The organism is Syntrophomonas zehnderi OL-4 (assembly GCF_000983115.1).
In the GTDB taxonomy this organism is placed as follows: Bacteria; Bacillota; Syntrophomonadia; order Syntrophomonadales; family Syntrophomonadaceae; genus Syntrophomonas_B; species Syntrophomonas_B zehnderi.
This window is the reverse complement of sequence record NZ_CGIH01000004.1, coordinates 296,871-305,609: the sequence shown is the minus strand read 5'-3', so window position 1 is coordinate 305,609 and position 8,739 is coordinate 296,871. Positions and strand designations below refer to the sequence as shown.

The window sequence follows — 8,739 nt, the reverse complement described above, 5'->3', positions numbered from 1 at the left end:
GCTTTGCATAAAATCGGCTGAAACAGGATTTACTAGGTGCGGTGCCAAAGGGTTCAAAACCGCAAATATACCTCAGATGGGGATCATAAGTAAGCCGTTCAACCAGTTGGGTAAAAGTATTCATATTCTCTAGCCGCATAGCAATCAAGGCATTTAACATAGCGCAGGTTGGGTATGGCTTAGGTCCACGTTTATTACCATCAGGTTGATGTAATTTGGCAATAACTGGTTTGAAATCAAGGGTATCAATTATTTTCTCGATCCTGGATTTTGGTTGCATTTTCATTGCATCTTCAAAGGAGAAAATGCATCTCTGTCGAATATTCATAAGTGACTTCGCCTCCTTCGGATGATTTGTTTGGTCACTTATTTATTCGACAAAATGGGGGGTGAAGTCCTTTTTCTGTATGAATAAAATCCTAATATTTTCGGGCTTACCTAATATGCAAAAGTCTCAATTCATTCGCTTCACTCGTTTCAACGTCTTTCAAGGTCTTGCCTTCAGCAGTTTTCCAAGCAGTGTATCCGTTGGAACTTGCGCCCGTTACAAACATCGAAGCGGCAGATGGTGAGGAAAAAAGCACATCTTCCAAAAGCATATTATTTTCATCAACCTTGGTTCTCTCCCGGGCCTTTTTAGCTACTCCTGAGCATGTTTTTTCATTAGTTTTAGAATTGATAATGCTTCCTTGTAAAACAATATATCCTTCACTTGAGCGTTTGCATTTTGCTTTTACTGTCATTCCACTGTTCTGCATTTTTTGCTCCATAGAAAACTCGATGTAGTCATCGCCCACTTTGCACTCTGTGTTTTGGATTATTCGATTTTGAACTAGGGGCTCGAATACCAAATGTCCGAGAACACCCATTACAATTTTGGCATAGTCCACATATTCCTCAAGTTCACTCTCTTTTTCTTCTGTGACATTTCCGGCATTTGGTTCATTTCCGTTCTTAGCTTCGTAACGATTGGCATTTACAGCAAGTGCAAAGAAGCGATTTTCAAGCCAGCTAATCTCGGTTGCACCAAAAATATTATTAGAAGTGGTAAACGCTATCGCCTCATACCAATCTTCAAGACCTTGTTTCGGGGAGGCGTGGTGTTCTTTTAAACGGTTCAAAATACCTTCTCCATTTTTTCGAGTCCCAGATTGGCCGACATAAACTAAGGGTTTGTCGCCATCACCTTTACTGAAAAGGAAATATACCCCACTCTGTTTAAGGTAGTCAATGTTCTTACAGTCCACAAGTTTTACCCGTGGAGTTTTATAGGCGACACCTGTCCAATTAGCAAGCGTGCACTTGATGCGTCCGTTTGGGGTGCTGTCCATCAGAAAATAATTCATATTTTTGCCTGCCATGGCGTTTGCCTCCTTAAAATTTATCCTCTGGTTTTAATCCACAAATAAGTCGGGGTTATTGATGCTCATATTCTCAACCTCAGAAATCACACTAAAGTTACCGCAGTTAAGGATGTCTTTTTTTATTTTGACTGGTCTGCTATCGTCTAATCCGATCACATACTTGCTCCGGTTCTTCCGTATAAACAGAGCTGTCTCGCGAGAAAACCCGTTCCGCTGGAGGAATATGGTCAGTTTGTTTGTTGTGCCGTATTCGACGAATTCATACCAATCGTTGCTCATGTCATCCTCAATGCCGTGAATCCGCTTGTACGCTTCTGAAAACCTCAAAAAGTAGTTTGCAAAGCTGAACAGAACGACGCTCTCAATCGCTTGAAGTGTTTCCGACATGACGATGTTTCTGTGCATCATTGATTGATGATTATAAGGAATTAATTGACCGCCAATGCGGACTTTGTAGTTGGGGCTATTTTGTGCATAGGTAAGCGATTTGTCGATAATCATTCCGAGCCCATTGCCACTAACCCAATGACGTAGAATGACGGCATACCAACTAAGGCGTTTTTTATTACCGATAGTTTCGGAACTTTCACATTTACCCCAACCAAAAATATCATATAACTTCTCAAGGAAAGCTTGTGGCTCACCATGCTCTGTGCGTCCATCTCCATCAATAGTGGGATACTCTAACCCCCACGCAATGTTGGCAGATAAGCTTTTAGTTTGATCAACAGATGTATTGATATCGTCATCCGGTTTTATCTCATCTCTTTCAAATATCGCCTTGATTTTGCTTTCATCTTCCGGTGTTAAGAATTCGCTGAACTCTCGTCTTACAATGCTGTTTCTGCCCTTCATTATGTCTCTGAGCAAAATTAGGCAAAACTTTCTTGTCAAATCAAAAGAGTCCTGCGATTGCCCTTGGTCTTTTACCAAGTTGGTGTGTCCTTGCAACAGGCATGTGACAATTTGCTTTTTTTGCTTGGGTTTTAGTTCAGTGACAAGAGAGAGTTTCTGTTCCGGTACTTTCTTTTCAAGTAGCTCAACAAAATCTTTGACCTGAAGATTCTCCTCAAGTCGAACCAAGAACACATTGCCATATAGGTTGTAATTGATGCGTCCGACTCTTCCGACAAGATTTCTAAAATCAACGGCAGTCATTTTTGTTTGTCCACGGCCTTTTCTGTAAGTAGTGATAAACAAATTATCAGCAGGCAGATTAACTCCTTCAACGAGTGTACTGGTACAAAACATTGCCACGATTTTTCTGTCACGAAACAGCTTTTCTATTTTCATGCGAATAGAAGCTGGTAGATAGCCAATGTGGTAAGCAATACCTTTTTTAATTAATTTTGCGAGAAAATAATCCTTGTGGACTTGATTCGCGATCTCCCTGGCAACAGCATCGAGTTCACTGTCATTTTTATCCTGTTCGTATTTTGCATAATCAATTGCTGCTTGAATAGCTTTGTCTTTTGAGTTGAAGTATATAATAGTCTGAACACCCTTACCTAAGTGGGAGACAATATTGCTGAACGGCACTTTTATTGCAGCTTTGCTGATTTCCATTAGTTGACTACTACGGTCATTAAACAGATGTATGCCTCCATCAACACAGTCAATTAGGTATTTTACTTGGCTTACAGGTGAAAAACTTGTAGCCAGTTTATTGCAATCCAGATCGGTAGCTTCAAACGCTTCAGGAACTAACTTGAGATAGACCTCAGGATTTGGAATATTAGGTGAAGCAAAAATGATGTGAGGTTTTCGTTCTCGCTGAGCGAGCATATCTATGTTTTTATAATAGAAGGTGCTACGCTTGTCCTTGGATGTGATTTTGTGTGCTTCATCGATAAACAAATAGTCAATATCTTTATCCTTGTGGCGAATCAGAAGATAAAGCAGTCGCTCAGGTGTGAGAACATAGATGAAGTTATGTTCTTCCTCTAGTGCCAATGCTCCGGCAGATGTAACGACACGATAATTCATTTCTTTAAGGAGTGCGCCGAGGTCGCTAATAATTTTACTCGACACTTCATTAATAAGTGCTTTGGTAGGTACAATCAAAGCGTAATTGAACTTCATACCGTCCTGTACTTGCTTCTTTATAAACATCCTCATAATAAAGGACTTGCCCATAGAGGTGGGACCCGAATAGCTGAAATATGGCTCTGTCAGACGGTCATAGATTTGTCGTTGTGGTCGAAAAAACAACTTATCAGGCTCAGCAGGAATGGACACGAGTTCTTTACTGTATTCTTCATGAAAACGTTCAAGCAGATTACGGCGAACGGATATCGGGGCAACTTTTTTATTCTCAGCTGTTTCAAGCCCCTGATAATTACCTGTATTTGAAAGTACCGAATTAAGGTATATATCTATTTCCGGATTATTAGGCTCTATCTCCTTTAATAGTGCGACCATTTCTTGTGCCCAAGTCATATGGCTGTCAGCAGGCGATTTTGACAATATGTCGGCAAAACGTAGAGCATCAGAAATATTTACAGGCTTGTTTTCACTCTTAATTTGAAAGAGGCGCAACGAATAGTTGTATAAGATATTCTCATACAACTCATTAAGATAGGGATTCTTGTCAATATCATCAAATATGACATCACCTAATGAAACAATGTTCCTATCCGCCACTTTGCACCCCTCCCTTAAATCCAAGAAGGGACTTCATAATCTCTTGCTTGTCTTCATCCGCTTCATTGAATGGCAAAAAATAAAAGTAAAACGAATAATGCTCCATCCCCGCAGTTTTAATCTTATCTATGATATAGGAGACATGAGCTTGAATATCCTTTCGCATTTTTTTTGCTACTAGTTCGCGAAATTCTGCTGAGGGGCGGTTTTTTTCTATTCCCAACGAGTAACCGAGAAACACGCCAAACGCAGTATCATGGGCAATAGTTTGTCCTTTGCTTGGTATGATGATGTTCTTTAATTGTTTGGCAACTTCCGGTGTAAACTCCTTGTCAAACGCTGTGCTTTCTACAAGTCGGATTTCCCGTGAAGTGTCATTCTTTATCGCTTCAAGTGTGATAAAGGCATCGTCGATTGCATCCCTTGGGTCTCCTGCGATGCGAGACTTGCCAAACACCATCTGAAAAGATGGCATTCCCGCGCTGGTCTGCAGTAAATGAACGCAGCTGGTGCCGGTCGTCAACAACTCATCGGACGGGGTGTCAAATTTGCTGAACACTTTTGGAGCATCAAGTATCTGTTCCAAAAACACATACAGCATCAGGTCACCCAGTTCGTCACCAAGCCAAGTTAAATCGCCGTTGCAACGGTCGTGCAACAATTCGACTGCTTTCAGACCAATGAGCGTTATCTCATCATCATTCATAAACTTCTTTATGCGTTCCCGCGAGTAAATGTATTGACCTATGTTTTTCAATAGAAACTTCTTAAGGGCATCGAAAGAGAACGCATTGTCAACCACGCTCAGTTGAAACAAGCGCAACTGGTAAGGGTTTATTAAACCCAGCTTTTCGTCATGTGACACTTCTGTGAAAACACCGTCAAAACCGGCATCCTTAAGCGTCTTTTTCAACACACTCGATGAAGCATCGTGAGTTTGCTCCCTTAAATGCGATTCCTTAGAAACAGACTTGGTTGTGATAAAACTAATGATTGCATCTATAGTGTTTTCTGGTTGCATATTGTTAGTGTCACGTATAACTTTCAGAAAATCACCGATCATCAGGAGAATTTCGCTTACGCGCTTTATCTCTGCTGTAATGCTATCAATACTTTCTGCCGGCAAGCTCTTAATCTGTTCTTCAAGTGTTGCTTTTTTGTCATTCCAATATCGTATGTAACGTTCGTGATTTGCTACAGTGTAGACATTCAGATCGGCATTTCCAAGCACAACATACATAGTGCGGGCTTTCCAATTAACATCCTTGTATAACTGACAGGCCTCATACATGCAATTGATAGATTTCAAATACTCATCTGAAATGAGAAGTACAGCGTACTCAGCTTGGCGAATACGGTTCATGAATTCCTCAATACTACCCCACGGAGCAATGTCATTTGTATCGCGCAGGATAGGACAAACTGTGCGGACAGAGGACTCTATCTTATCTGCAAAGTCTTTTTGTTCTCTATTGTACGAGATAAATAATGACATCGTCTTACTCCTTTGAATTTATTGAGATGACCAAACATCTGCCAGGTTTTCCGCTTGCTTCATCACGAGCTCTATTGCGGCTGGCTGCTTATCGGGTGGATAACCATATTTGTTCAGTATTCTGCGAACTATGACCATAATACGTGCACGGGCTGTCTCCTTAATAGCAAAGTCGATGGTCGCGTTCTTTCTGACCTTATCGGCTATCTCCCGTGCAATTGCCCTTAATTGGTCGTCTCCCAGAACCTTTACCGCACTGTCATTGGTTTCAAGTGCATCATAAAAAGCAAGCTCATCCTCAGAAAGACCCATGTCTTGTCCGCGCTTATCAGCCGCGTTAATCTCACGAGCGATACGAATAAGTTCTTCGATAATTTCGGCAGTTGTCAAGAGGTTGTTCTGATACCTCTTTATTGCGCCATCCAGCATTTCCATTAATGTTTTTGATTTGGCTAGGTTGTGTTTGGAGCGTATTTTTATCTCATCAGATAACAGCTTTTTTAGGAGTTCGATGGCAACATTCTTATATTTCATTCCTTCGATTTCTTTCAAGAATTCTTCCGATAGAATGGATAGTTCAGGTTTTTCAAGTCCCGCCGCACCAAAGATGTCCACGACTTGGTCAGAAGAAATAGCAGAGTTTACGATATTCCGTATAACTGAATCATAACTCTCGCCTTTTCCGTTGCCACCCGTTTCAAATTTTGTTAGTCGTGCTTTGACTGCTTGGAAAAATGCAATCTCTTCAGCATTTTCAAAAGTGGCAGGATCAGGCTTAGCAAGAGCGTATGCCTGCCCTAACAACGAGACTTCACGGATAAAACGATTCTTGCCATCGTCCAAACCAAGAATGAAGTCCTCCGCTTGCAATATCAGCGACAGCTTATCCTTAACAGCACTGGAGAAGAAAGCCGAGTAATCAAAACCATAGAGTATGCAGCGCACAACCTCCAGCTTTTCAAGCATTATCTCAACAGCCTTCTGGTGTGTTTCAGCCGGAACACCTTTGCCACCGCTTTCTGCGTAAAAACCAAGAGCCTTTTTTAAGTTTGTGGCAATGCCTATGTAATCTACAATTAGACCGCCAGGCTTGTCCTTAAACACGCGGTTTACACGTGCGATAGCCTGCATCAGGTTATGGTCTTTCATCGGTTTATCAATATACATTGTATTAAGACACGGAGCATCAAAGCCGGTGAGCCACATATCGCGTACGATGACAATTTTCAGCGGATCGTTCTCATCCTTCAAGCGGAGGGCAAGAGCTTTTCTCTGTGCTTTAGTCGTATGGTGCTTCTGGATTGCGGCACCGTCTGAGCTACTGGAAGTCATAACGACCTTGATAGATCCTTTGTCTAGGTCGTCACTGTGCCATTCGGGACGCAATTTAACAATCGCATCATAAATTTCTACCGCAATACGGCGGCTCATGGCTACTATGAGAGCTTTTCCCTCAAAGACCTTCTGTCGTTCTTCAAAATGCGTCACAATGTCATTGGCGAGAATACGGATTCTATCCTCGTTTCCGACAATTGCTTCCAATTTCGCCCACTTGATTTTCGCTTTAGTCGCTTCGTCAGCTTCGCCAACCTCATCAAGTTCTGCATCGAATTGCTCGATTAAGCGCTTTCCTTCCTCAGTAAGATTGACTTTCGCGAGTCGACTTTCGTAGTAAATCCTTACAGTAACCTTATCCTCAACTGCTTGAGCGATGTCATAAATATCAATATAGTTACCAAAGACAGCAGGTGTGTTCGCATCCTGCTTCTCAACAGGCGTTCCTGTGAACCCAATAAATGTGGCGTTTGGAAGCGCGTCACGGATATACTTAGCGAAACCGTAAGCAATCCGCTGACCAACTACCTCGCCGTTTTCTTTAATGTCACGGAGCTTAGCGTTAAATCCATACTGGGTACGATGTGCTTCGTCAGCAATAACCACGATGTTGTCACGGTCAGACAACAGTTCATAAACCGATTCGTTGTTATCTGGAATAAACTTCTGTATGGTCGTGAAGACGATGCCCCCAGACGCAACTTTCAATAGTGTTTTTAGTTCCTCACAGGAGTTCGCTTGTGTAGGTGGTTGACGCAAGAGTTGACTATTGCCTGCGAAGGTGTCAAACAGCTGATCGTCAAGATCATTACGGTCAGTGATGACAACTATGGTTGGATTATTTAAGGCTCGGACGATTTTACCGGTGTAAAAAACCATCGAAAGCGATTTGCCAGAGCCTTGTGTATGCCAGATAACGCCTGCCTTACGGTCACCCTTTGGCTGATCGGAAGCGGAGGGTAACCCGTAGCTTGCAGGGTCTTCCCGAACCATATTGGTAGAATTATTTGAATAACCACTGGCACGGATTGTCTGCTCCAATGCTTTATTAACGGCATAATACTGATGATAGGCAGCGATTTTTTTGACCGTCTCCACCTTTACTATATGTGTGACCTTGTCCTCAGTTTGGGTCTTTTCATAGGTCACGAAGTTTTGGATATAGTCAATCAACGTTGCAGGATTGCACAACCCATGAATTAGTGTTGAAAGTTCGTTGTCAAATTTAGCGGCTTCTTTGATACCGTCTTTGGTTTTCCATGTACTGAAACGGGAATATGGCGCGGTAAGGGATCCAGCCTTTGCTTCTAAACCATCGGAAATAATACAAATTTCGTTATATGTAAACAAACCCGGTATCGCTAACTTATACGCCTGCAGCTGTTCATATGCCTTATTGCAGGTGGCGTTCTCGTCAGCAGGGTTTTTTAATTCAAATATAACAAGCGGAATACCGTTAACAAACAGGAGCACATCAGGCCGCTTGTTATTGTTGTTCTGAACAACAGTATATTGGTTGACAACGAGGAACTCATTGTTAAGAGGGCAATCAAAGTCTACTATTCGAACAGAGTCGCCTTTGATGTCGCTGCCTTTCCGATACTCCACAGAAACGCCATCCACAAGCATTTTATGGAACTCCTCATTATCAGCGAGTAAGTTTGAGGTGGCTATCCGCGACAGTTTGCGAACCGCACCTTGAATAGCATCAGCGGGGATGGTGGGGTTCAGCTTGTGCACCGCTGTCTGAAGCCGCCCCATAAGCAACACATCCCCGTAACTGCTACGTTCGGGATTCAGAGCGTCCGGAGCGAGGTCAACTCCGGATATGTAGGTATAGCCGAGGCTCTGCAACTCCTCAATAACCATTTCTTCTATTGCAGATTCGCATAGTTTAGCCAT

Annotated in this window: 5 protein-coding genes; all 5 read right to left on the bottom strand. The window is 42.3% G+C overall.

Annotation, left to right across the window (positions count from 1 at the left end; translation table 11 throughout):
- Window positions 1-328: transposase (locus AAV90_RS02045; RefSeq protein ID WP_046495181.1), on the bottom strand; the 328-nt coding region annotated here is incomplete at its 3' end.
- Window positions 329-434: 106 nt separating this feature from the next.
- Complete coding sequence (locus tag AAV90_RS02040) at window positions 435-1,361, bottom strand: GIY-YIG nuclease family protein (RefSeq protein ID WP_046495179.1); 927 nt, start codon at window positions 1,359-1,361, stop codon at window positions 435-437.
- Between the two features lie 33 nt (window positions 1,362-1,394).
- Complete coding sequence (locus AAV90_RS02035) at window positions 1,395-4,007, bottom strand: DEAD/DEAH box helicase (protein WP_052729536.1); 2,613 nt, start codon at window positions 4,005-4,007, stop codon at window positions 1,395-1,397.
- Window positions 3,997-5,502: a Hachiman antiphage defense system protein HamA gene (locus tag AAV90_RS02030; RefSeq protein WP_046495175.1), complete on the bottom strand. Its 1,506-nt coding sequence runs from the start codon at window positions 5,500-5,502 to the stop codon at window positions 3,997-3,999. Before AAV90_RS02030 ends, AAV90_RS02035 begins: the two co-directional genes overlap by 11 nt.
- An 18-nt stretch (window positions 5,503-5,520) precedes the next feature.
- A complete protein-coding gene (locus tag AAV90_RS02025; RefSeq protein WP_046495173.1) occupies window positions 5,521-8,739 on the bottom strand; it encodes a type I restriction endonuclease subunit R in 3,219 nt (1,072 codons plus the stop codon).